This is a genomic window from Streptomyces sp. NBC_00286, assembly GCF_036173125.1.
In the GTDB taxonomy this organism is placed as follows: domain Bacteria; phylum Actinomycetota; class Actinomycetes; order Streptomycetales; family Streptomycetaceae; genus Streptomyces.
Genome location: NZ_CP108054.1, coordinates 3,739,628 through 3,763,078, shown reverse-complemented (window position 1 = coordinate 3,763,078; position 23,451 = coordinate 3,739,628). Strand labels below are relative to the sequence as shown.

Below are 23,451 nucleotides of genomic sequence, written 5' to 3'. Positions count from 1 at the left end.
GGCCTACTCGAGACACCCGGCCAAGCCGGCGAAGCCGGTCAAGCCGGGCCATCCGACGCGCCTGACCGACCGCGATCCGATGCCGCCGTCCTGGCCTCCCCGGCTGCCCGGAGCGGTAGCCGGTTTCGTCGGCGGTGTTCTCGCTGCGGGGCTGGGGCTCGGCTTGTTCGCCGTGCTCGTGATGCTTCTGTGGATCAGTTCGCCCTACCCGGACAGCGGGCCCCACGGGGCGTTGCACACGGCCGCTTCTCTGTGGCTGCTGGCGCACGGCGTCGAGTTCGTCCGCACCGAGACGCTCTCCGGTGTGCCCGCGCCGGTCGGTGTCACACCGCTGCTGCTGGTCGCGTTGCCGGCCTGGCTGCTGCACCGGGCGGGCCGCGATGCGGCGGAGGGTGACGGCCGGGGCCCGATGCCTACCGCTCGCAGTGCGTGGGGCGGTGTGGTCGTGGGCTACCTGGTGGTCGGGGTGGCGGTCGTGCTGTACGCCTTGGGCGGTGTGCTGCGACCGGCGTTGACGGTGGGCGTCGTGTGGCCGCCGCTTTTCGTTGTGGGCACGGCGGGGGCGGGGGTGTGGACGGCGTACGGGCGGCCCGGCGGGCCTCTGCCGCCGTTCGTTCGTCGCGCCCTTCCGGAGGGTGTACGCCGGCTCGTCGCGAACGGTGTTCTCGGGGCCGCCGGGCGGGCGGCGGGGGCCGGGGTGGCGGTGCTTGTCGGGGGCGGGGCCTTGCTGGTGGGCGTGGCGCTGGTCTGGGACGGGGCGTTGGCGCGGGCCTCGGTTCTGGAGCTCACCGAGGCGTGGTCGGGGCGTGTCGCTGTACTCCTGCTGGCGCTGGCTCTGCTGCCGAACGCAGCGGTGTGGGGGGCGGCGTACGCGCTCGGCCCCGGCTTTGCTCTCGGGGCCGGGTACGTGACGGATCCCTTGGCCTCGTCGGCCGCGCCGTTGCTGCCGCGCTTTCCTCTGTTTGCGGCGTTGCCGGATGCGGGGGCGGGGACGCCGCTTCACTGGGCCGCGGTGGCGGTGCCGCTGGTCGGGGGGGTGGTGGTGGCGTGGTTTGCGGTGGGGGTGGGGGTGCCGAGGGGTGGAGGCTCGGGCGACGTGGGGGCTCCGACTGAGCGCGGTGAGGTGTGGTCGCGTGGGCGGGTCGCTGGAACCGTGGCGCTTGCGGCGGGTCTGTGCGGGGGCGGCCTCGCGGTGCTTGCCGCTCTCGCGGGTGGGCCGCTTGGGGTGGCCGCGTTGGCCGACTTCGGGCCCGTTTGGTGGCAGACGGGGCCTGCGGCGGCGGGGTGGGTTGCGGGGGTGGGGGTGCCGGTGGCGGTGGGGCTGCGGGCGTGGCGGTTGCGCGGGCCGCGCGGGGAGGCCCAGGAATCCGAGGGCGCGCCTCAGGATGCGGGCAAGTTGTGGCCCGCCTCCTGGTCCGCGTCCTGGCCCGCTTGGCTGCGGCTGCCCCGGCGACGTCGGCGGGGGGTGTCGCGGGTCGCAGAGGAGGACGCCGGCCTAGAGCCATACGACTTCCTGCCGGTCGATCCCGTCGAATCGGTCGACCCCTTCGCTCCCGAGGCCGCTGGGGTGGGAGGGTTTTCTTCCCCAGCCCCGCCCCTTCCCGAAACTGGGGCCGCGCCCCAGGCCCCGCCAGAGGGTGGGGAGTGACATGACCGAGGCTGCGCCCCCAGGCCCCCCGCCAGGGGGTGGTGGGTGACATGTTGTGTCGCGGCTGCGGGTGCGACGTGGCTGGTCGCGCAGTTCCCCGCGCTCCTAAAAACCTGCCACTGCCTCCGGGCGGTTGAGCAGGGCGCCTACCGGGAGGGTGGGTTCTGATTCATGGGCGACTGCCGGTCCGTCGTGGCTGGTCGCGCAGTTCCCCGCGCCCCTAAAGGGCGCTCCCGGAGCCCTCAGCCACAACGGACCCGTCACCTTCCCGCCGACGGGAGGGGACGTGGGCCGGTGCGTCCTATGCCCGTCGCTTAGCTTCGGTCTGGGCACACCAGCACCCTGTGGAAGCAAGGGGTCGTATGCCCTGTTGGCGACGGGCTGACGCACCGGCCCGCGGCCCCGCACCCACCACGCACCCCAGGGGCGCGGGGAACTGCGCGACCAGCCACACTCAACCCGCAGCCGCCCAACCGCCGGAGGCACCCCGCGGGGCGGTGTCAATTTGCGGCTCCGTCGCGCGGGCGCGACCAGCCACAACGAACCGTCAGGGGACAACGCACCCAACCGCCGCAGGCAGGGAACCCCTCAGCTACGCGACCCCAACAACCCCCGCAACTCCTCCGGCAGGAGCTTGTCGCAGGACTCCCTCGCCGTGTTGGTCAGCGAGTCGTTCACGCACGTGTAGTAGTCGCGGTACACGAGCTGCGCCGTGAAACCCGCTGCGACTATGGCGAGCGCCAGCGACGCGGTGACCAGGCCGCTGATCGCCGCCGTGGTCTGGGGGCGGGCGCCCGGCGGGGGCGCGGGAGTGTCCGGGTCCGGCGTGCGCGGCTTGGCGCGCAGCGTGCTGATGCCCCAGTACAGGGCCAGCGCACCGAGCAGCAGCGCCACATACGGCCAGCTGAAGAGCGCGAAGAAGAAGGCCCATATGCCCGAGAGCAGGGCATAGCGGGCGCGACGCTGGATCGGGTCCGTCGGGTCCCAGCGCGGAGCTGCGTTGGGGCCGCCGGATCCTTCCGGGCCGCCCTGCCCGCCCGGGCCACCGGAGGAACCGGGCCGGTCACCGAAACCGCCGCCCTGCGAGGGCCCCGGCTGCCGGTCGCTCCACTGGCTGCCCCAGGGGGAGTGCCCGCCACTGCCGCTCTGCCCCTCGTCCGACCCCTGCCCGTCCGCGGGCCGACGCGGCTGCCACGGCCGGTCCGGCGAGCCCTCCGGCGGAGGCGCGAAGGGGTTGTCGTCCGCCGGCGGAGGCGCACCCTGCCCGCCCGGCGACGACGAGTCCCCGCCACCGGAGGCACCAGAGGCACCGGAGGCACCCTCCGCCCCCTCACCCTCCCGCGGCGGAGTGGCCGACGACGAATGCCGCTCCCGCAGCAGCAACCCTCCGCGCCCGCCACCCCGCACAGGCGCGACCCCCGAGGGCCGGTCGGAAGCGAACGACGGGAACGACGAGGGGAAGGACGGGATCGACGAGATCGACGGGAGCGGCGAGAACGACGGGACGTACGCACCCCGCCCCCCTCCCTCCGCGACCCCCGAAGGGCCGGACGCGAGGGAGGGAAGGAGTGGGAGGAGTCGGAGGCTGCGGTCCGGCATCAGGTGTGCGTCTTCCCCTTGGCGAATCAGGTCTGCGGATCAGGCTTGCGGATCAAGTCTGCGGATCGGGTCGGTGGAGCGATATCGATCGTTCGGGCTGGTCGAGCGGGTGGTGAAGCAAGCGGGTGGAGCATACGGCGGGTGGCAGGTCGAGGTTTCCGTTCGCGCCCTCCGAGTTTCGTCCCCGCCCCTGGTCAACGTCCCGTGCGGCAGAGGCGTTCCCCCCACCTGGACCGTGTTCCCCGGCGGATGCTTCCCAGACGCTACCTTCCGGCCACGCCCCCGTCCCAAGAGGGCCGAACGCTGTGCCGGTATCGTTGCTGACGGTCGGCCGCTTCGTAGACTTCCCCGTATCAGGGGGCGTGAAGCATTCGTACGACCCTACAAACGCTCTCCCGAGAAAGGGCCCCTGCCGTGGCCGCCAATCCCGTGGCCAAGCGCCTCGTCGTGCTGGTCTCCGGATCAGGTACGAATCTGCAGGCTCTCCTCGACGCGATCGCGATGCAGGGGCGGGCCGTCTACGGGGCCGAGATCGTCGCGGTCGGCGCCGACCGTACGGGCATCGAGGGCCTCGCACGGGCGGAGCGCGCGGGACTTCCCACCTTCGTGTGCCGCGTGAAGGACCACGCGACCAGGGAAGAGTGGGACAGTGCGTTGACCGAGGCCACGGCGGCGTACGAGCCGGATCTGGTCGTCTCGGCCGGGTTCATGAAGATCGTGGGCAAGGAGTTCCTGGCCCGCTTCGGCGGCCGGTTCGTGAACACCCACCCCGCGCTGCTGCCCAGCTTCCCGGGAGCGCACGGTGTCCGCGACGCCCTCGCGTACGGCGTGAAGGTCACCGGCTGCACCGTCCACTTCGTCGACGACGACGTCGACACCGGCCCGATCATCGCTCAGGGCGTGGTCGAGGTCCGGGACGAGGACTACGAGGACGAAGGTGCCGCTCTCCATGAGCGCATCAAGGAAGTCGAACGAAGGCTGCTCGTCGATGTCGTGGGGCGGCTCGCCCGCCACGGCTATCGCATCGAGGGACGAAAGGTAGTTATCCCGTGACCGCCGAAGTGACCACGGAAGGCACACAGCGCCCGATCAAGCGTGCGCTCATCAGCGTCTACGACAAGACCGGGCTCGAGGACCTCGCCCGCGGGCTGCACGAGGCCGGAGTCGCGCTCGTCTCCACCGGTTCCACGGCCGGCCGGATCGCCGCCGCCGGCGTCCCGGTCACCAAGGTCGAGGACCTCACCGGGTTCCCCGAGTGCCTGGACGGCCGGGTCAAGACGCTGCACCCGCGCGTGCACGCCGGGATCCTCGCCGATCTGCGCCTCGAGGACCATCGCAACCAGCTGGCCGAGCTGGGCGTCGAGCCCTTCGATCTCGTCGTCGTGAACCTCTACCCCTTCACCGAGACCGTTGCCTCGGGCGCATCCCCCGACGAATGCGTCGAGCAGATCGACATCGGCGGCCCTTCCATGGTCCGGGCCGCCGCCAAGAACCACCCCTCGGTCGCGGTCGTCGTCAGCCCCGACCGCTACGGCGACGTGCTGAAGGCGGTCGCGGACGGCGGCTTCGACCTCACGGCGCGCAAGCGGCTCGCGGCGGAGGCGTTCCGGCACACCGCCGAGTACGACGTGGCGGTCGCGGGCTGGTTCGCGGGCGACTATGCAGGTGACGGTACGGAGTTCCCGGGCTTCATCGGCGTCACGTACGAGCGCAAGAACGTGCTCCGGTACGGCGAGAACCCGCACCAGCCCGCCGCCCTCTACACCGGAGGCTGCGGCGGTCTCGCCGAGGCGGAGCAGTTGCACGGCAAGGAGATGTCGTACAACAACTACACGGACACCGATGCCGCGCGCCGCGCCGCCTACGACCACAGCGAGCCCTGCGTCGCGATCATCAAGCACGCCAACCCGTGCGGCATCGCGATCGGCGCGGACGTCGCCGAGGCGCACCGTAAGGCCCACGCCTGTGACCCGCTGTCGGCCTTCGGCGGCGTGATCGCCGTCAACCGTCCGGTGTCCGTGGCGATGGCCGAGCAGGTCGCCGAGATCTTCACCGAGGTCATCGTCGCCCCGGACTACGAGGACGGCGCGGTCGAGGTCCTCGCCCGTAAGAAGAACATCCGCGTCCTTCGCTGCCCCGAAGGCCCGCAGCCCCCGGCCGAGTTCAAGCCGATCGACGGCGGCGGTCTCGCCCAGGTCAAGGACGTACTCCAGGCCGATGGCGATGACCCGGCGAACTGGACCCTCGCGACCGGCGAGGCCCTGTCCGCCGACGAGTTGGCGGACCTGGCCTTCGCCTGGCGGGCGTGCCGGGCCGTGAAGTCCAACGCCATCCTGCTTGCGAAGGACGGGGCTTCGGTGGGGGTCGGGATGGGGCAGGTGAACCGGGTCGACTCGGCGAAGTTGGCCGTGGAGCGGGCGGGTGCCGAGCGCGCTCAGGGTTCGTACGCCGCCTCCGACGCGTTCTTCCCCTTCCCCGACGGTCTGGAGATTCTTACCGCGGCCGGGGTCAAGGCCGTGGTCCAGCCTGGCGGTTCGGTCCGTGACGAGCTGGTCGTGGAGGCCGCGCAGAAGGCGGGCATCACGATGTACTTCACGGGGACGCGCCACTTCTTCCACTGACACTGACGCTGACGCCGTCACTGACTGGAAACGCGAAACGGCCCGCCGGTGCACCATCGGCGGGCCGTTCCGTTCCCGTATCCGTTACGTCCTACTACGCAGCGCCGCCCAGGTGTTGGGCCCCACGTCGCCGTCGACGCTCAGTCCCTTGTCGCCCTGGAACCGCTTCACCGCCCTCAGCGTGGCCTGGCCGAACTGGCCGTCCACCCCTGCGGCCCCGACGCCGTACCCGCGTTTGGTGAGCATGCACTGCACCTGCGTCACCCGGCGGTTCTTGTCGCCGAGTTGCGTGAGCTGGGTGCCGGAGTAGTACGTGCACTGGGTGATCCACGGCGGTTTGGCCGGCTCGGCCGTGCTCCTGGTCGGGGAGGGGCTCGGTGTGGTGCCGCCACCGCTCCCGCCACTGCCACCGCTGTTCCCGCTGGACGGCGTGGCCGACGGGGTCGCCGTGGGCGTGCTGTCCTGACGATCGTCCGTGTCGCCCCCGCCCGCGGCTCCGGCTCCGTCCCCACTGGGGGAGGCGTCCTCCTTGCCGCGCCCGTTCTCCTTCTCTTCCTTCTCCTTGTTGGGGGAGGGGGAGGAATCGGAGTCGCTGGGCAGCGGTGCCCTCGCCTTGTCATCGGGGGTGCGGGTCTCGGAGGCCGTAGGTGACGAAGACGCCTCTGTGTCCTCGTTCGCCGGCCGGGTCAGCAGGAAGGCGCTGACGGCGATGGCACACACCGCAAGCCCGGCGACGACGGCGAAGTACACCTTCTTGCGACCGCGCCCACGCCCGCCGCCCCCGTTCCCTCGCCCGCCGTCCGGAGGATGACCGGGCGTGGACCCCGGCTGCGGTGAGCCGACCGAGGGCGGACCGAACTGCCCCGGAGGCGTCGGCGCACCGTACGGACCCGGTGGAGTCTGTGATCCAGAGCCGTACGGCGGTGTCTGTGCCCCTACCCCGTACGCACCCGGAGGTGTCTGCGGCGCCCCCGCCCCGTACGACCCCGGCGGCGCAGCCGGCCCAAACCCCGGCCCCGGAGCAGGGGCAGCCCCCCGCTGCGTAGGCGTGCGCAAATGACCGGTCTGCTGGACGGAGGCGTTCCGCAGTACCTCGGCGGCCTGGCGGCGGTCGAGGAGACGGGAGTCGAGTGGCGTCTGCCAAGGAGGCGGCGCGGAGCTGCTGTCGCCGTACGCCTCGGCCGCTTCGATCAGTTCCTGTGGGCTCGGCCGTCCGGCGGGATCCTTGGTCAGGCAGGTGTCGAGCAGGTCGGCCAACGAGGCGTCCATGGCCTCGAGTTCGCGCATGATCTCCGCGTTGGGCTCCTCGTACGCGACCCGGTGCAGTACGTCCACTCCGGTGCCGTCGCCGAACGGAGCGTGCCCGGTGGTGGCGTACACGAGCGTGCCCGCCAGCGAGAACACGTCCGAGGCGGTGTCGCAGCGGCCCTCCCTGAGGTACTCGGGCGACATGAAGGAGGGGGTGCCGACGCGGTTGCCGGTGCCGGTGATCGCGCTGGCGTCCACGGCCTGCGAGATGCCGAAGTCGATGACGTGGGCGCCCTGTTCGGACAGGATCACGTTGGACGGCTTGAGGTCCCGGTGTACGACGCCTTCGGCGGACAGCGCCGACAGGGCCCGGCCGAGTTCCGCGACGAGGCGCCAGGCGCCGGCCGGTTCCATTACGCCGCATTCTTTGACGGCGTCCGAGAGGCTGAGGCCGGGCAGATACCGCGTGGCCATCCACAGCAGTTCGTCCTGGAACCCGGTGCCCAGCAGCTCCGGCGCGTGCGGCGGCCCGACCCGGGCGTGCACGGCCGCCTCCCGCTCGAACCGCCGCCGGAAGTCGGCGTCCTCGGCATACTCGGGCCGGATCACCTTGACCGCGGCGAGCCCCGCTCCGTCGTCGATCGGCCGCGCCAGATACACCCGCCCCATCCCGCCGCTGCCGAGCCGCCCCAGCGGTACGTACGGGCCGATCTGCCGCGGATCCGAGGGCTGCAGCGGGGTGGCACCGGCCTGCTCCAGCGCGGCGTTCCCGGTCGCCGGCGAGTGCGGCGACTCGGGTCGCTGGTCTGACATGGGTCCGATCCCCCGATGTGCTGTTCGTCCGCGGTGTGGTGGTGATGGTCGGTGTTGTTCATCCGTGGCGTGCTGGTCTCTGCTGTCACCCCGGGTCGTGAGAGGCTATCGCGGTCCCATGCGTCTCGTACCGTAATCACCGCGAATCGCTGGCGGGAGACAGGGTGTTGGGAAGGGCTCATTGCATGGGGTGGTGCAACGGGCAAGGCCGCGGTGAGCACGGAGACCGTGGTGCTCACCGCGGCCTTGTCAGCCGTACCGTCTCCCCCCGGGGACGGCACGGAGCCATGGTGGCGGACGGGGCGGGAGGGCGGTACCTGAAAAGTTCCAGGGTCGACCCCGCCCCTGTCTCACCTCAGGTGCCAGGCGCCGTGCACTGGGTGGTGGCGTTGCCGTTGGTGTAGACGCGCCAGCCCATCATCTTGCGGGTGGCCGGGCCGTAGATGCCGTCCTGGGTGAGGTTGTCGTACTTGCCCTGGACGTTCCACACGGCCCGCTTCGTCTTGCTGCCATAGATCCCGTCCTTGCCGCCCGTGTCCTCCTTGTAGCAGGTGATCAGGGCGTCCTGGAGCGCGGTGACGGCCGTGCTACTGCTTCCGGAGGCCAGGATGCAGTTCCTTGTGCCGGTGCCCGTGTAGTAGGGCTGCCTGACCGAGACCGTCGAGGACAGGGACACCTTCTTGACGGCGTTGCAGGTCGGGTACGACGCCGATGAGGCGGCAGGGGCGGCGGCGACCGCTCCGGAACACCAGGAGAGTGCTGCCGGAGGAGGCGGCCGCCGTGGCATCACCCTTCTCGCAGGACTGCGGGACGCGGGCGCTCGTCTGCGGGAAGCCGTACAGCTTGGGAGTCACGCGCTCCGACTCGTCGTACTCCAGAACGCCGAAGCTGCGGACCCGGCCCACGCAGTCGTCCACGACCAAGGCCTGCCCCCAGGCCGTGTAGGAGCCGTGTGTCAGAAAGCCGCAGGCCCCGTCGTAGGGTCCTCTCGCGACTGCCTGGCCGTTGCTTTTCCGGACGGCCAGTACGGTCTGCTGCGGATCGCGGATGAACGTGTAGTCCTGCGGCGGGAGTTGCACCACCCGAGTCGGCCTTTCCTTGGCGTCCCACAAGACGCGCGTGGAGGTGATGAACGACCACCCCCAGTTCGTCTTTTGGCCCGAGAGGTCGGTCTGCTCGCTGCGGTGCCGCGAGGACAGCAGCAGCCGCCCGCGTACCGAGCCGTCGAAGGCGTCGAGGGTGGTGAGGGAGTTGTCGACGAGGACGTGGATGGCGCACCCCTCGCTCACCCCGACCTGGTGGATCGTGGCGTGCCGGGTCGTCGGCACGGTGTAGCGCCAGCGCTGCTCCCCGGTACCGGCGTCGACGCCGACGACCGAGGCGCCCTCCGCCGCGAGGTCGTCGTCGATGCCCACCACCGTGCCGCGCTGGTACACGTCCTCGTCGGACTCGCCGCGCTTCCGCTCGCATGTGCTCAGTGCGACCGGGCTGTCGAAGTTCCGCTCCCAGGCGCGTTCCGACGGCACGCCCTTCGGCCACACCGTCGGAGTGTCCGTCTGTAACGCGCCGTTGTACCACCGTTCCTCCGGTACGGCGTGCACCTCCTGGCGCGGCAGGGTCAGCGTCTCCCGGTCGCCCCGCACCAGCGCGGCACCCAGCGTTCCGGCACCGCCCAGCACCCCGCCCAGCAGGCTGCCTACGATCAGCATCACCATCACCTGCTGGATCCGGCGCCGTACCGCACCCGCCCGCCCCGCCGCCGCCTCCCCGAGGCCGAACCACGGCCTGCGCCGCCGCGCGAGCGGGACGCACAGGAGAACGACGGCGGCGCACATCAGCGCCAGCGCCAGGGAAGCGGCGGGCCTCAACTCGGTGCTGGGTGGCAGGATCCACACCGGTTCGGGACGGGTCCACGTCAGATACCTCACCAGGCCGACGACGCCCGCCAGCCCCGCCAGCGCACCCGCTGCGATCGCCCCGCCCCGCCGCCCCATCGACAGCACCAGCACGACGGACGCGCCGACGGCCAAAACCCGGGGGAACCAGGCCGCCGTGCCGAAGTCGTCGGACTGCGCCTCGGTCAGCGCGTCCGTGAGCGGGAACGCCGCGTAAAAGGCGAGCACGGCGGCGCAGCCGAGGGCGAGCGCGAGGAGAAGATGCGCGGAATGGATGGACTCCGTCTCCGTCTCTGTTTCCCCGTCCGCATCCCCTGCGACCTGCTTGCCCCGTTCCCCGTCGTGCCCGGCCATCGTGCCCCCCGTTGGCTGACTCCAGGTAACTCCAGTCTGGGGACGGCCCGGACGGTCCCGTCAAGGCCTCGTTACCTGAAACTGTTCAGGTACCGCGGGCTTCTGGAAGGTGACGACCGTCGCACGGTCAGAGGGCCGAAGTCGCCCTCCACCTCGCCGACTTCGGTGAGGCTACGACGGTGCTTGAGCCGGCCCTGGGCCTCTCTGACCTGGCTGCCGCCGTCTGCCCTGCAGCCCTGTCACCCCGGCGCGACGGTGTCAGTCCGAGGCCCCGTCCCCGCAGTGTTCGATCCACCTGTGGGACAGCGGTGCGTAGGTGCCCGCCAGGTTTCCTTGGGCGCGTTGGGCGGTGCAGCCGGTTCGGTTGCGGGAGTTCTTGCGGGTGATGTCCTCGCCGACAGGTGTGAAGTCCCGACCTCGGTAGTAGGCCACGCCCCCGAGGCCTGTCGCCTCGTCGCCGTTGTTGAAGATCGACCTCACCGGGCGGTCGCGGGTCCACATGCAGGTCTCCTTCCCCGACAGCCAGTCGGCGTCGTCGCCCTTCCAACTGCACATCTCGCCCATGCCGAACTCCTCGCTGAAGAAGCAGACAGATCCGAAGGGGCAGCGGTGATAGCCGTACGTCGGCCCGTCGTCCCGCATCGCGTACGTCACTGTCGCGGCCAGCGCCAGCACGGCCGCCGCGACGCCGGTCGCCAGGGCGGGGCGGAGCCACTTGCGCGGGCGGAGCCGGGGCAGGCGGGGCGAGCGGGTGGTTCCGGCCGCCTGTTCCACCCGGCGCAGCAGCGAGGCCGTGTCGGTGCAACGGGCGGCGCGTTCCTCGTGCGACGGGGCCAGGCAGTCCGTGATGATCTCCCGCCAGTCCGGGGGGAGTTCGGGGGACAGGCGTAGTTCCTCGGCGCCGCGCGCGTATCGCACCGTCGCGTCGCGGCGGGCCTCCGTGATGCCGCCCGGCAGGGGGAAATCACCGGTCAGGACGAGGTGGGCCAGCACGCCGAAGGCCCAGATGTCGGCGGTCGGGCGGATCTGCTGACCGCGTTCGCTGATCTCGGACCAGAGCAGTTCCGGTGGTGTGTAGTCGGGGGTGGCGAAGGCTGGGGCGTACGCGTGGGTGCCCTCCATCTCCGCGGCCAGGTTGAAGTCGGCGAGACGGGCGGAACCGTCCTTCATCAGCAGGACGTTGGCGGGCTTGAGATCGCCGTGCACCCAGCCCGCGGCGTGCAACTGGTGCAGTCCCTCGCAGACCTGGGCGAGCAGGCCGGGACCGGATTCCGGAGTGGGCGACCGGTCCAGCAGCGCTGCGAGCGAACCTTCGGCCCGTTCCAGTACGAGGACGGTGGCGCCGTCGAGTTCGGGGTGCTGAGGGTCGTCGACCGTCAGCGCCTCGTACATCCGGATCAGCCGTGGTGAGCGTAGCCGCTTCAGCAACTCTTGTTCGCGATGGGCGAGTTCGCGCAGATGGTGCAGTTGGCGCGGGGTACGGGTGCCCGTCGGCAGGAACTTGAGCGCCGCGTGCCAGGGCAGCGGACCGGCTCCCTGGCCGGCGACGGTCTCCCCGCCGTCGCCCCCGCCCTCATCACCGGTGCGCCGGGCCGCGTAGACGCTGCCGAACGCGCCCGACGCGAGCGGCTCGCGCACCTCCCAGGGGCCCACCCGGTAGCCCTTCGGAACGGGGACGGCGTACGAGGGTCCGTTCACCGCGCCACCTCGCTGGGGACCGCCGCGAGGACGACGAGATCGTCCTCCCGTACGAGGTCGAAACGGAGCGCGAGCGAGACCAGCGACTCCTTCTTGCCGTAGAGGCGTGGGCCGGGTTCCGCCGTGTCCGGGGCGGGTCTCAGGCGGAGCTTGACCGCCAGGTAGTCGATGTTCCAGTAGACGGAGGAACGGTTGGCCGCGGGCCAGGTGTGCCGCAGGCGTTCCACGAGCTGGTCGACGGTGGGCAGCGGGGCGTGGGGCTCACCGCGTAGCCGCGGTTCGCACAGGGCGGCCAGCACCGCGAAGTACCGCTTGGTGCGGTCGAGGGCGAACGCCTGGGCCGTGGTGGCGCCGGAGAGCCCTGGGCGGTCCGCGCTGCGGTAGGTGTGGCGCGGCGCCCACACGTCGAAGCTGAGCAGATCGCCCGCCGCGGGCAGTACCACGCGCGAGAACTCGAACGACACGGGCGCGTCCAGACGGCCCGGAGCGACCTTGATGTGCTCGCCCGCGCCCTCCGGGTTCTCCACCACGTAGGTCTGCTCCTGGCTGAGGTTGCTCAGGATCCAGAAGGCCCGGTGCGCGGTGATCTCCCCGGCGATCCGGGAGACCCCTGCGTGTGCGATCGCAAGCCCGTTGCCGGTCTCGGACCGGCCGAAGGTGAGCCGCTCACCCGCCGAGAGCTTGATCTGGTCGTCCGATCCAGTGCCGCACGGCGGCACCACAATGACGCTGTACATGGAGTAGTCCCCCTCCTCCTGGCCCAACGAGGGTCAGACTAAGGCGTGTTACTGGGGACATGTCCCGGCGGCGCGACGAGGACACGGCCGTTGAGTGCGCAACAGAACTAAGCCACGCGGATCAATCACTCTTCGTTCGCCTGATGTTCACCCGTTGCCTGCTTGCGAACGGGACGACCCCTGTTCACGCGCCTTGCGGAAGCTCGCACCACACCGTCTTGCCGCCCGTCCCTTGATCCACGCCCCACCGCAGCGCGACCGCGTCGAGCAGCAGGAGCCCGCGGCCCGTCTCGTCGTCCGGCCCCGGCCGGCGCCGGATGAGCCAGGCGTACGCGTCCGGGTCGCTGACCTCCAGCCGCGCACGGCCCCCGTCCGTACGGGCCAGACGCACGGTCACGGGCGTGCCCTCGCCGAGGTGATTGATCACGTTCGCCAGCAACTCGCTGACGCAGAGCTGCACTTCGGGGCAGGGCCGGGCCAGGTACTCGCGCACAGCGCGCCGGACCTCGGGAACGGCCTTGGGGACCGCGAGCAGTTCGAGGACCAGGCGCTTCACCGGCTGCCCGCCGCCTTGTCCAGGGCCTCGGCCAGCTTGCGAGCGGTGGCGGTGTTGCAGTTGCCGAGCGCGACGAGGCCTCCGTGGCGGGGCGGGTAGGTCCCCGCGAAGGTTGTCGCCTCTACGCCGATGGACGGCAAGGTGATGCCGTTCGCTGCGAGCGCGGTGCGGAGTTGTTCCACGTACTCCTGTACGTCGTGGGGGTCGCCGTGGTGGTGGGTCATGGCTGTACGCCTTCCAGTGCGTTGCGTGACGAACTCGTCACACTTTGACGTCGGGCGGCGTACCGTAAAAGGGGTTTGGGGTCCACGGCACCGGGTGTGGAAACAGGTGGTCAACGATGGTTGCGCGCAAGGACATTGACGGTTCGGCGAGCGTTCCCGAGTTCTACGGCAAGGAGTTGCGGTGGAAGCGGGAGGAGATGGGGCTCACGCTGCAGGAGACGGTGGAGGGCAGCTTCTACGCCCCTACCTACCTGAGCGAGATCGAGCGGGGCCAGCGGAGAATGCCCGAGGACCTCGCCGGACATGTGGACCGGGTGCTGAAGACGGACGGGTTCTTCGGGCGACGGTGCGAGGACGTGCGGAAGGCCAAGCGGAAGGGGCACGCTGGGTATTTCGAGCGCGTGCTGGAAGCGGAGAAGCACGCCGAGAGCATCGAGGAGTGGTGCCCCACCGGCATTCCCGGGCTGTTGCAGACTCCAGCGTACGCACGGGCCGTCGTCCTGGCGGCTCATCCGCTGATGTCCGACGACGAGGTGGAGGAGAAGGTGAGCGCCCGGATGGCGCGGGCCCGCCTCTTCGAGGACGACGACAAGCAGCCGGAGTACTGGGTGGTCCTGCCGGAGGTGCTGCTGCGCAACCCGATCATCCCGCCGGAGGAGATGGCCGTACAGCTGGAGAGGATCGCGGCGCTGGCGCGGCGGCGCCGGATCGCTCCACAGATCCTTCCGTGGAACTGCGGACCGCACCCGCTCATGCTGGGCACCGTCATGACCATGACCTTCCCGGACGCCCCGCCCCTCGTCTACACGGAGTCGTCGTACAGCGGGGACACCATCGACGATCCTGCCCTCGTGAAGAGCTACCGCAAGGCATACGATCGGCTCAGGGCCGCCGCACTGCCGCCGGAGGCGTCCCTCGCCATGATCGAGGCAGCGGCAGAGGATTACCGAAATGGCAAGCAACCGGATTGACTTGAGCACCGCTGTCTGGCGCAAGAGCAGCTACAGCAACGGCGACGGCGGGAACTGTGTCGAGGTCGCCGAGGGCTTCGTCGGGGCCGCCCGCTGGCGCAAGTCCAGTTACAGCAACGGTGACGGCGGAGACTGCGTCGAAGTCGCCGAAGGCTTCCCTGGCGCCGCCCGCTGGCGCAAGAGCACCTACAGCAACGGCTCCGGCGGGGAGTGTGTCGAGGTCCGCGACGACCTCCCCGGCCTCGTCCCCGTCCGCGACTCCAAGAACCTCCAGGGCCCCGCCCTCCTCTTCCCCGCGAACGCCTGGGCTCCCTTCATCACCGCGCTCAAGGGCACCGACGTACCGACGAGTTGATCGCCTATGGAGCCTCGACACCGGAAATCCGGTACCTGCTCACCGCGGCGTCGCGGATCTGAGCCGCCTGCTCGGGCTCGGGGCCCGCGCCGCGGAAGCGTTCGAGGTCCTCGTCCGTATCCCAACGCTCGTACACGTTGATCCGATTCGGCTCGATCAGGTCGGCTGACAGGGCGAAGTCGAGGCAGCCGGGGGCGGCCCGAGCCTGCTCGATCACCTTTGAGCACCCGGCGAGGTACGCGTCGCGGGCGGCAGCGTCCACGTACAGCTTTCCGGCAATGATGATCACGTTTGCTCCAAGTCGTGTGGTGTGGTGCAGCGCTACCGAGACAGACCGCAGCGGCACGGCAAACTCATCGGTCACACGACGAGACACCGCTTAGTGTCGGAATCGTGGAGACAACACATCGGCCCGCAGCGCGGGTGATCTGCCTGGACGCCGCCCACCGACTCCTCCTTCTCCACTGGCGTGACCCCTTCGACGGGGCACTGCTCTGGGAGCCGCCCGGCGGAGGCATCGAACCCGGCGAGACCCCGCTGACAGCAGCCCGTCGCGAACTGGCCGAGGAGACCGGCCTGGACCCGGCCGCGGTCCTCGACCGTTCGGTACCGGTCGACCGCGACGTGCGGTGGAACGGCAGGCGGTACGTCGGCCAGGAACACTTCTTCGTAGCCCATTTCACGGAGCACCAACCGGAGTTGTCACAAACCGGCCTGCTCCCCGACGAACGAGCCAACCTCCACGGTCACGCCTGGATCGCATGGCCCGACCTGAACTCCCTACCGGACCGGATCGAACCGCCACAACTACCGGCCGTGCTCCGAGCCCTTGCGCCCGAGGGCCCCTGGCACGACATCGCTCAGTGACCCGGGTGGATCAAGATCTGCCGGGAGTCATTCGGTGGGCGGAAGCGGTGGCAGCGGCAGCGGCAACCCTGGCAGGCCGTCGATGCTGGTCGCGACGTGTTCCTTCTTCTGGAAGTACGCGTCGAGCGAGTCATCGGTCTCGCGGGCGAAGCGCGACGCGTGCAGCGGGCGGTCCTCGTCGTAGGTCATACGCGGGACGGCGTACCCGCAGGTGTCGCGGATGTTCTCCGCGGTCACGACGATGATCGCGCGCAGGCCGTGCAGGGTCGGGTCGATGTCCGGGAAGTGGCTCATCAGCTCCGCCCATCGCGCATCGTCGCGGAAGACCGGCTCTCCGCGGCCGTGCACGCGCACGATGTTGGGCGGGCCGTCGAAGGCGCACCACATCAGGGTGATGCGGCCATTCTCGCGCAGATGGGCGATCGTCTCGGCGTTGCTGCCGGCGAAATCGAGGTAGGCCACGGTGAGTTCGTCGAGCACGGCGAACGAACCGGTCAGGCCTTTGGGCGAAAGGTTGACTGTGCCCGCGCCGTCCAGCGGCGCCGTCGCGGTGAAGAAGATGTGCTGCGCCTCGATGAAGGCACGCAGCCTGCCGTCAATCCGCTCGTAGTTCTTCCCCATGCGTCGATTATGAGGGGCCGTTGGGTGCCCCGCCCACGCAGCACGAGCCAGGGATCACGCACGCACCAAGATCCGGTAACGCAACTTGTTGAGAGAGGCACCGCCGGTCGTGTCCTCCACGGCCGCTCCGTCCGGGCGCCAGCCTGCGGCTTCGTAGAATCGCCGGGCCCGTTCGTTGGCCTCCAGGACCCACAAGGTGGCTTGCGTGTAGTCGGCCTGTACCAGGGTCGTCAGCGTGGCCAGCATCAACTGCCTTCCGATGCCGGCGCCCCAGACCTCGGGTATCGCGTAGAGCGTGCCGATTTCCGCGACGGCTGGGGTCTCCTGCGACGGGCCGAAGCTTGCGAACCCGACGATGGCCGCCTCGGTTTCGGCTACCAGTACTCCCGTCCGCGGCCACTGGGCCTCCGCGATGCGTGCCTTCCAATCGGCCTCTTCGCGGCTCTGGTCCATCGCGTCGAGGTAGTGCTGGGGAACCAGACCCGCAAAGGCCGCCTGCCACGAGCGCACGTAGACGACGGCGACCGCTGATGCGTCATCAGGCGACGCTTGTCGAGTCTGCATGGCCGTCATTCTTCAGTTCGCCACAATCCGGAGCGAGTTGTTTTCGCGAGGGTGACATCGAGTGCTGCCCTCGGACCCCGCCGGCAGGCGACGTGCGCGGCAACGTGCCAGGGCCGTGCCCCTCCCTCGCGGGGTGGGACACGGCCCTTGGCGTAAGTGGCGTGAGCGCGTCCGTCAGGCTCAGGCCTTGACGACCACCGTGCTGCAGACCTTGTCGGCGAAGGTCTGCTTTTTGTCGTCCCACAGCGGCCAGAGCCAGCCGATGTAGCACGCGGCGCTGTCGAGGAAGTGGGCGATGCGGCGGACGAATGCCATGCCGACGCCGAGCGGCTGGCCGTCGCTCTCCCGCAGCAGTCGGATGCCCATGGTCTTCTTGCCGATGGTCTGGCCGGTCTTGCCCTCCTGCATCAGCATCCAGATCACCACGCCGATGATGACGAGAAAGCCGATGACGCTGAGGATGGCCCCCACGGTGTCACCGATCGCCGCCCCGATCACCACGGGGATGTAGGCGACGAGGAGGACGAGCGAGTCCACCAGTGTCGCGAGCACCCGCGTACCCCAGTGGGCATAGGGGGGCGTACCGCCGTACATCTGCCCCTGCTGCGGGTACTGTCCGCCGGGCTGCTGGGGGTAGCCGTAACCCTGCTGGGGCGGGACACCCTGCGGGGCCTGCTGTGGGTAGCCGTAACCGGGCTGGCCCTGCGGCGGCTGCTGCTGCGGGTAGCCGTACGGCTGCTGCCCACCCTGCGGGGGCGGCTGTCCGTACGGGTTGTTCGGGTCGCCAAAGCTCATGGCGGTGATTCCTCCGTTGGAAAGTGCGGGGACGACGCGGCTTGTACGGAGGAAAGATCGAAGATCGAGCTGATCGCGGTCTGTCCCCCGTGCACTACCCGCGGCACTGCGCGCTCATCGTTCTAAAGGCCAGGCGTATTTGTCCAGCCAGATCCCGGAGGAGTTGTGCAAGTGCAACATCGCTGATCTTCGATGGACGCCAGGGGCCGTGGGTGATTCACCGGCCGACCATGCGCATATGCAAGGGGCGCTCCCCGGAGCTGCCGTCCGGAGAACGCCCCTTGCACTCGCGGCGTCAACTGGGCTCAGTAGCGCGGGCGGTTGAACCAGGCGGCGCCGTCCGACCGGCCCACGAACACCGCGATGAGGATCGCGAGCACGGTGTGCACCAGGCCGACGAGGAGGAACGGGTAGATGCCGAGAATCGCGGTGATGACGGCGAACACCAAAGCGGCGATACGGATACCGTTGCCGCCGCTGCCCATCTTCGCCCCGAGGACGACCGCGAAGACGCCCCAGGCCAGGACTCCGACGGTCGCCAGCCACAGCACGGGTGTCGAGAAGTCGGCGAGCTGCTGGAACTCGACCTCGTTCTGGAGAGTCGGGTCCTCCTTGGCCGCCTGCAACGCGGCGGCGGAGAGCGCCATCAGGATGGCGCCGATCACCTGAAGACCGGCGATCACGAACAGCATCACGCGCGCCGACTTCACACCGCCCGGCATCTGCATCGGACCGCCGGGGTAGCCGCCGTACGGCTGCTGCTGGAGGGGCGGCGCCTGCGGGTAGCCGTAACCCGGCTGTCCCTGCGGAGCGCCGAAGCCGGGCTGAGCCGGGGGCTGCTGGGACGGGTATCCGGGCTGCTGGCCCTGCGGCGCACCGTAGGGGTTGTTCGGGTCGCCGAAACTCATGGCGTCTTTCCTCCGTCGTGACGTAAGTGCGGGGACGACGCGGCACATTTCGGAGGAAAGTTCTACAGATGCGGCCCGTCCCCCCGGTACTGCCCGCGGCACTGTGACCGTCATCGTCCTTAACGCGCCGCTTATTTGTCCAGACGGATTCCATATGCGTTGTGCAAGTGCAACATCGGTGATCTTGGACGGAGTTCGAGACTTGATTGTGATGGGGGTCACATCGGGTGTGTGAACCGGAAGCGCGGGCCGTTACGACGAAGAGGTGTGATGGGGGAGTCGCGCGATTCGGATACCGAAGCGGACCTTGTGGCGGCTGTCGCCGAGGGGGACCGCGATGCTTTCGGGCTGCTCTACCGTCACTACGCGCCTTGGCTGATCGGCCGGTTGCGGCACCGCTGCGCGGATGACTCGCTGCTCGACGACATCGTGCAGGAGACGTTCTGCGACCTGTGGCGCACGTGTGCTGCCGGCCGGCAGCAGCAGGTCGCGGACATGGGCGGCTGGTTGTGGCGCATCGCCTCCCGACGGCTCGCGGACCAGGCCCGCGCGGGTGGCGCCCGCTCGCGGCTGCAGCAGGCGCTGCAGCGGCTGCGTACGCCCGTCGAACCGTCGGCGGAGGAGAAGGCGCTCGCCGGCGGCCGGCACGGCGATCTGGCCGATGCGTTGGCCCGGCTGCCCGTGGAGCTCCGGCGCGTCATGCAGGCGACGGTGGTCGACGGCCTGACGGTGCGGCAGGCCGCGAACGTCCTCGGGGTGCCGCCCGGCACGGTGAAGACGCGTGCCATGCGCGCCCGCAAGTTGCTCAAGCGGGAACTCGAGGGGTCGCGGTCGCGGCCCGGTTGGAGAGGAGGCGAGGATGACGCAGCAGGGATTGCCGCAGGAGAGTCCTGACCACCGCACACCTGTCGGCCACACACCTGTTGGCCACATGCCTGACGGCCACACACCTGACCCGCACACACCTGACGTGCTGCTGCGCGTCTATGCGCGCGGTGAGACGCCACCGCACGCCCTGCTGGCCGTCGAGTCGCACCTCGACCGCTGTCCGCTCTGCCGCTCACGGCTGTCCGGCCACACCGACCCGCAGACCCTGGACCACATCTGGCAGCGCCTCGACGTGGCGATCGACGCACCCGTACCCGGCAGGGCAGAGCGGCTGTTGCTCCGGTTCGGGGTGCCGGACCATGTGGCGCGACTGGTCGCGGCGACTCCGGCGCTGCGTACGTCCTGGGTGGGCGCCGCCGCCCTGACCTTGCTGCTTGCCGCGCTGATCGCGCGCCTCGCCGAGCCGGCCGGGACTCCGGTGCTCTTCCTCGGTCTCGCACCGCTGCTGCCCGTCGCCGGAGTGGCCGTCTCCTACGGTCGGCGCTGGGACCCGGCGCACGAGATGGGCCTGGTGACACCCATACGGGCCTTCCGGCTCGTGCTGCTGCGCACCTCGGTGGTCCTCGGCACCTGCATAGCCCTGACGGGCGCCGCCAGCCTGGCCCTGCCCGGACTCGGCCTCGCCACCTTCGGATGGCTGCTGCCCGGCTGCGCGCTCACCGCCGTGAGCCTCGCACTGGCGGCACGTATGGACTCCACGACCGCGGCCGGCGCGACCGGGGCCGGCTGGCTCGCCGTCCTGATAGCCACCCACGACTCGGACGCGGTCTTCAGCGCGACGGGACAGACCGCCTCGGCCGCGGTGCTCGCCGTGGCCTCGGCGGCCGTGCTGCTCTCCCGTACCGCATTCGACCGGCCCGCCTACCGACAGGGGACTGCCCGATGACCGATCACACCGTCGAGGTAAGGGAGTTGAGTGTGCGCTACCGGCGCTCCATGGCGCTCGACTCCGTCTCCTTGTCGCTGCAGACGGGCGTCACGGGCCTGCTCGGGCCCAATGGTGCGGGCAAGACCACCCTGCTGCGGGCCCTGGCCACCGCACTCGACCCCGACGCCGGAGAGATCCGGGTGCTGGGCCGGGATCCCCGCGATCCCCGTCAGCGGACGGAGATCAGGCGGCACCTCGGCTTCCGGCCGCAGGACCCCGGATTCCACCCGAACTTCACCGCCTTCGAGTTCGTGGACTACGTCGCGATCCTCAAGGAGATGACGCACCGCGGCCGCAGACACGACGAAGTGCGCCGGGTGCTCGACGCCGTGGGCCTCAGTGAGCAGCGCGGCAAGCGGATCCGGGCGCTGTCGGGCGGTATGAAGCAGCGCGTGGCGCTCGCCGCGGCCCTCGCGGGCGAGCCCGAACTGCTCATCCTCGACGAGCCGACCGTCGGCCTCGACCCCGAACAGCGCCTGCGCTTCCGCGAGTTGATCGCCGATATCGGAGAGGGACGGACCGTCCTGCTCTCCACTCATCAAACCGAGGACGTCGCCGCCCTGTGCAGCCGCGTCGTCGTACTCGACCACGGCGTCGTCAAGTTCGACGGCGACCCGGTCGGCCTGAACGCCGTCGCCCAGGGCCGGGTGTGGAGCAGCGCCGAGCGCGACCCGCAGGCGCTGGCCGGATGGCGTACGGGCAATGGGACGTTCCGCAACATCGGAAGCCCGCCGCCGGGTGCCGCGACCGTGGACCCGGCGCTGGAGGACGGCTATCTGCTGCTCCTCGACGACACCGGACGGCGGGCCGGTCAGGGGGCCGCGGCATGAGCGGCACGATGACCGAGACCCCGGTACGTGCCGAAAACCCCACCCCCTCCGCGGCGGCCGCCGCCACGCGCGCGCTCGCCCGCGCCGAAGCCGTGCGGTTGCTGCGGCACCCCGCGGTACTCGCCGCGTTCGCGCTGTACCTGGTGCAGTGGGCGTACGGCGCGTACTCCGGCGACGACCGCTATCCGGTGCTGCACGACGAGGACCGCCACACCCAGCTGTCGCTCCTGCTGATCGCGGCGGGAACCCTGCTCGCGGCCGACCTCGCCGCGCTCCGCTCGTATCGGCACGGCACCGACGCGATGTTCGACCTCCTGGTGCTCCCGCCCTGGCGACGCACCTGGGCCCTGCTGCTCGCCCTGCTGCCGGTGACCGCGCTGTCGGCGGTCCTGGCCGGGGCGCGCATCGGATACGCGGCCGCTCAGGACGCGGCGGTCGGCAGCCCCTCCATAGCGGAGCTCGCCACCGGCCCGCTCGTGGTGCTCCTGGCCGGCGCGATCGGCGTCTTGGCGGCCCGAGTCGTCCGGTCCGTGGTGGCCGCGCCGCTCACCATTGCCGCGCTCGGGATCATGACGGTGGTGGGCGCACTGCAGGCGAAGTCGGATGCGCGGTGGTGGGGTCTGGTCGGCATCGAGGACGAGGGCGTTCCGCCGCTTCCCACCTCACTCACCTACCGTCCCGTGAGCTGGCATCTGCTCTATCTGGCCGCCCTGGTGATACTGATGGCCGCGGTGGCGGTGCTCCGCGCGGGCGGTCGCTCGACCGCGTTCAAGGCGACGGCCGGAGTCGCCCTGCTCGCGGTGCTCGTCACGGGTTTCGCGCAGCAGCGCGGACTGCCGGACGAGGTGCGTGAGGCCCGTACGACCGCCGAGAACGCCCCGTCGTCGCAGCAGGTGTGCGTCGAGCGCGACGGCATCGATTACTGCGCCTTCCCCGAGTTCAAGGACCGGTACCGGCAGTGGGCGGAGGTGACCGGGGGAGTGCTGCGCTGGGTGCCGCAGGACGCGCGGGAGAAGCGGTATGCCGTACGCCAGCACGTCTTCCTGAGCACGGTGGACGAGGGTGTCGTACCCCCGTTGCCGGTGGCGCGGTGGGCCGCCGACGACCGTGCGGCCGGGACGCCGGGCGCCGTCCCCGTCAGCACCGACTGGGGCACGCACAGCGATCTCGCGGGCGACCACATGCTCGGCTTCGCCGGGAGCTTCGCGCACCGCGCGGTGACCGGCGAAGCCCCCACATATCCCCAGAACCAAGCGATCTGCCGTGCTCACGGGGCGATCACGCTGTGGCTCGCGGTCCAGGCGACCGACGAGACCCGGGAGGCCTACGACTCGTTGGCCGGGCGATCTTTCGGCGGTCTCGCGCTCAACACCTTCGACGCGGCCACCGGCTTCGGTGTCGACGGGCGGGAACAGGACCTCGTACGGACCCTGCTGACGCGGCCCGACGCAGAAGTCGGCGCCAAGGTGAAGCAGTCGTGGACGGAACTCACCGCGCCGGACACCACGACCGACGAGGCGGCCGCCCTCCTGGGTGTCCCGGCCCCGCCGGCCGCGCCCGAAGGTGAGGAGAGCAGGTGCGAGTGAATGCTTCCACGGGCGCGGTGCTGCGTACGCTCCTAGGGCCCGACCTACGGGCCACACGCACCCTCCCGCTGCTCGGCGCCGGCATGGTGGGTGTGGCCGGTACGGCCTGCCCCGCGCTGTTCTCCGCGCACGTTCAACCGGGCGCCGCCGCCGTGCTGTTGCGGATTGCGACAGTACTGACCGCCATCGGCCTCGCCTGCCTCCTTGACGACCCCGCGGCCCGGACGACCGTGGTGGTCCCTGTTTCGCGATGGCTGCGGAGCGGGCTGCGGATGGCCGTGGGCCTGCTGGCCTTCGGACTCTGGTGGGGTGCCTCGGCGAGCCTCGCCCGACTGGGGGTGGCGGCCGACGCACGGCAGTCGTTCCCCGTCGGGGGGCTCGCGGTGGAAGCCGCGACGCTCGCCGTCGGCACGCTGGCCCTCGCCCTGTTCGGTGTGCGGCGCTCGGCGCAGGGAGCGGGCAGCCTGATAGCCGCGCCTGCGCTGACGCTCCTCGTGACGGCGGCGCTGTTCCTGCCGGACGGCCTGGAGCTGTTTCCCATACCCGGTGATCCGGCCTGGAGCGATGCCACCCTGCGGTGGGCGGTGCTACTTGTCGTCGCCCTGGTCGGCTGCGCGGCACAGCTGCGGGATGGGCCGCGTGTGAGGCGTACTTCCCCAGTCGCGGCTCCTTCTCCCGCTTCCGCTGGGCGGGCAGTCCGCTGACGGCGCGGCGCGACATCGCCGATCTTGAGGGGAGCCTTGGG

Annotated in this window: 24 protein-coding genes; 11 read left to right on the top strand and 13 right to left on the bottom strand. The window is 70.5% G+C overall.

Translation table 11 applies throughout. The features are described from left to right. The first annotated feature begins 79 nt into the window (after positions 1-79). Positions 80-1,648 carry a cell division protein PerM gene (locus OHT21_RS17050; RefSeq protein WP_328774119.1) on the top strand — a complete coding sequence of 523 codons (1,569 nt, stop codon included), beginning with the start codon at positions 80-82 and terminating at the stop codon, positions 1,646-1,648. Between the two features lie 588 nt (positions 1,649-2,236). On the opposite strand, the gene OHT21_RS17045 is transcribed toward OHT21_RS17050, so the two are convergent. Then, on the bottom strand, positions 2,237-3,247 hold the full coding sequence (locus OHT21_RS17045) for a hypothetical protein (RefSeq protein WP_328769174.1): 1,011 nt from the start codon (positions 3,245-3,247) through the stop codon (positions 2,237-2,239). A gap of 414 nt (positions 3,248-3,661) precedes the next feature. Here OHT21_RS17045 and purN point away from each other — a divergent pair, with 414 nt between their 5' ends. Next, on the top strand, positions 3,662-4,300 hold the full coding sequence (purN, locus tag OHT21_RS17040; RefSeq protein ID WP_328769173.1) for a phosphoribosylglycinamide formyltransferase: 639 nt from the start codon (positions 3,662-3,664) through the stop codon (positions 4,298-4,300). Continuing rightward, complete coding sequence (purH, locus tag OHT21_RS17035) at positions 4,297-5,868, top strand: bifunctional phosphoribosylaminoimidazolecarboxamide formyltransferase/IMP cyclohydrolase (protein WP_443050385.1); 1,572 nt, start codon at positions 4,297-4,299, stop codon at positions 5,866-5,868. The genes purN and purH overlap by 4 nt, the downstream gene beginning before the upstream one ends. A gap of 84 nt (positions 5,869-5,952) precedes the next feature. Here the strand turns inward: purH and OHT21_RS17030 are convergent, their stop codons facing one another. The 7 genes from OHT21_RS17030 to OHT21_RS17000 all read right to left on the bottom strand — a co-directional run bounded on the left by OHT21_RS17030 (position 5,953) and on the right by OHT21_RS17000 (position 13,393). Next, positions 5,953-7,929: a protein kinase domain-containing protein gene (locus tag OHT21_RS17030; RefSeq protein WP_328769172.1), complete on the bottom strand. Its 1,977-nt coding sequence runs from the start codon at positions 7,927-7,929 to the stop codon at positions 5,953-5,955. A gap of 355 nt (positions 7,930-8,284) precedes the next feature. Further along, positions 8,285-8,605: a peptidoglycan-binding domain-containing protein gene (locus OHT21_RS17025; protein WP_328769171.1), complete on the bottom strand. Its 321-nt coding sequence runs from the start codon at positions 8,603-8,605 to the stop codon at positions 8,285-8,287. Further along, positions 8,517-10,178: a hypothetical protein gene (locus OHT21_RS17020; RefSeq protein ID WP_328769170.1), complete on the bottom strand. Its 1,662-nt coding sequence runs from the start codon at positions 10,176-10,178 to the stop codon at positions 8,517-8,519. Before OHT21_RS17020 ends, OHT21_RS17025 begins: the two co-directional genes overlap by 89 nt. Before the next feature lie 258 nt (positions 10,179-10,436). Then, complete coding sequence (locus tag OHT21_RS17015) at positions 10,437-11,876, bottom strand: serine/threonine-protein kinase (protein ID WP_328769169.1); 1,440 nt, start codon at positions 11,874-11,876, stop codon at positions 10,437-10,439. Continuing rightward, positions 11,873-12,613 (bottom strand): FHA domain-containing protein, encoded by a 741-nt coding sequence (locus OHT21_RS17010; protein WP_328769168.1) that lies wholly within the window; start codon positions 12,611-12,613, stop codon positions 11,873-11,875. Before OHT21_RS17010 ends, OHT21_RS17015 begins: the two co-directional genes overlap by 4 nt. 184 nt (positions 12,614-12,797) lie before the next feature. Further along, entirely contained in the window at positions 12,798-13,169 is a 372-nt protein-coding gene (locus OHT21_RS17005; protein ID WP_328769167.1) for an ATP-binding protein, read from the bottom strand. Continuing rightward, a complete protein-coding gene (locus tag OHT21_RS17000; protein ID WP_328769166.1) occupies positions 13,166-13,393 on the bottom strand; it encodes a hypothetical protein in 228 nt (75 codons plus the stop codon). The genes OHT21_RS17005 and OHT21_RS17000 overlap by 4 nt, the downstream gene beginning before the upstream one ends. A gap of 116 nt (positions 13,394-13,509) precedes the next feature. Here OHT21_RS17000 and OHT21_RS16995 point away from each other — a divergent pair, with 116 nt between their 5' ends. Together OHT21_RS16995 and OHT21_RS16990 are read left to right on the top strand one after the other, a co-directional pair. Continuing rightward, positions 13,510-14,364, top strand: coding sequence for a helix-turn-helix domain-containing protein (locus OHT21_RS16995; protein WP_328769165.1), 855 nt, complete (start codon positions 13,510-13,512; stop codon positions 14,362-14,364). After that, positions 14,345-14,719: a DUF397 domain-containing protein gene (locus OHT21_RS16990; RefSeq protein WP_328769164.1), complete on the top strand. Its 375-nt coding sequence runs from the start codon at positions 14,345-14,347 to the stop codon at positions 14,717-14,719. Before OHT21_RS16995 ends, OHT21_RS16990 begins: the two co-directional genes overlap by 20 nt. A gap of 4 nt (positions 14,720-14,723) precedes the next feature. Here OHT21_RS16990 and OHT21_RS16985 read toward each other — a convergent pair whose 3' ends face one another. Beyond that, the gene (locus OHT21_RS16985) at positions 14,724-15,008 is read right to left on the bottom strand and encodes a putative quinol monooxygenase (RefSeq protein ID WP_328769163.1); all 285 of its coding nucleotides are present in this window, start codon (positions 15,006-15,008) and stop codon (positions 14,724-14,726) included. A 104-nt stretch (positions 15,009-15,112) separates the two neighbouring features. Between OHT21_RS16985 and OHT21_RS16980 the strand changes: the two genes are divergently transcribed. Beyond that, entirely contained in the window at positions 15,113-15,586 is a 474-nt protein-coding gene (locus tag OHT21_RS16980) for an NUDIX hydrolase (RefSeq protein ID WP_328769162.1), read from the top strand. A 27-nt stretch (positions 15,587-15,613) separates the two neighbouring features. Here OHT21_RS16980 and OHT21_RS16975 read toward each other — a convergent pair whose 3' ends face one another. The 4 genes from OHT21_RS16975 to OHT21_RS16960 form a co-directional block, all read right to left on the bottom strand. Continuing rightward, positions 15,614-16,207, bottom strand: coding sequence for a pyridoxamine 5'-phosphate oxidase family protein (locus OHT21_RS16975; protein WP_328769161.1), 594 nt, complete (start codon positions 16,205-16,207; stop codon positions 15,614-15,616). Between the two features lie 54 nt (positions 16,208-16,261). After that, positions 16,262-16,771: a GNAT family N-acetyltransferase gene (locus OHT21_RS16970; protein WP_328769160.1), complete on the bottom strand. Its 510-nt coding sequence runs from the start codon at positions 16,769-16,771 to the stop codon at positions 16,262-16,264. Positions 16,772-16,951: 180 nt separating this feature from the next. Continuing rightward, positions 16,952-17,566 carry an RDD family protein gene (locus OHT21_RS16965; RefSeq protein WP_328769159.1) on the bottom strand — a complete coding sequence of 205 codons (615 nt, stop codon included), beginning with the start codon at positions 17,564-17,566 and terminating at the stop codon, positions 16,952-16,954. 305 nt (positions 17,567-17,871) lie between these two features. Continuing rightward, the gene (locus tag OHT21_RS16960; RefSeq protein ID WP_328769158.1) at positions 17,872-18,474 is read right to left on the bottom strand and encodes a hypothetical protein; all 603 of its coding nucleotides are present in this window, start codon (positions 18,472-18,474) and stop codon (positions 17,872-17,874) included. 270 nt (positions 18,475-18,744) lie between these two features. Between OHT21_RS16960 and OHT21_RS16955 the strand changes: the two genes are divergently transcribed. The 5 genes from OHT21_RS16955 to OHT21_RS16935 are packed head-to-tail and all read left to right on the top strand — an operon-like array spanning position 18,745 to position 23,410. After that, positions 18,745-19,368: an RNA polymerase sigma factor gene (locus tag OHT21_RS16955; RefSeq protein WP_328769157.1), complete on the top strand. Its 624-nt coding sequence runs from the start codon at positions 18,745-18,747 to the stop codon at positions 19,366-19,368. Next, positions 19,334-20,248: a zf-HC2 domain-containing protein gene (locus OHT21_RS16950; RefSeq protein WP_328769156.1), complete on the top strand. Its 915-nt coding sequence runs from the start codon at positions 19,334-19,336 to the stop codon at positions 20,246-20,248. Before OHT21_RS16955 ends, OHT21_RS16950 begins: the two co-directional genes overlap by 35 nt. Then, positions 20,245-21,120: an ABC transporter ATP-binding protein gene (locus OHT21_RS16945; RefSeq protein WP_328769155.1), complete on the top strand. Its 876-nt coding sequence runs from the start codon at positions 20,245-20,247 to the stop codon at positions 21,118-21,120. Before OHT21_RS16950 ends, OHT21_RS16945 begins: the two co-directional genes overlap by 4 nt. After that, positions 21,117-22,706: an ABC transporter permease gene (locus OHT21_RS16940; protein ID WP_328769154.1), complete on the top strand. Its 1,590-nt coding sequence runs from the start codon at positions 21,117-21,119 to the stop codon at positions 22,704-22,706. The genes OHT21_RS16945 and OHT21_RS16940 overlap by 4 nt, the downstream gene beginning before the upstream one ends. After that, on the top strand, positions 22,703-23,410 hold the full coding sequence (locus OHT21_RS16935; RefSeq protein ID WP_328769153.1) for an ABC transporter: 708 nt from the start codon (positions 22,703-22,705) through the stop codon (positions 23,408-23,410). Before OHT21_RS16940 ends, OHT21_RS16935 begins: the two co-directional genes overlap by 4 nt. Positions 23,411-23,451 lie beyond the last annotated feature (41 nt).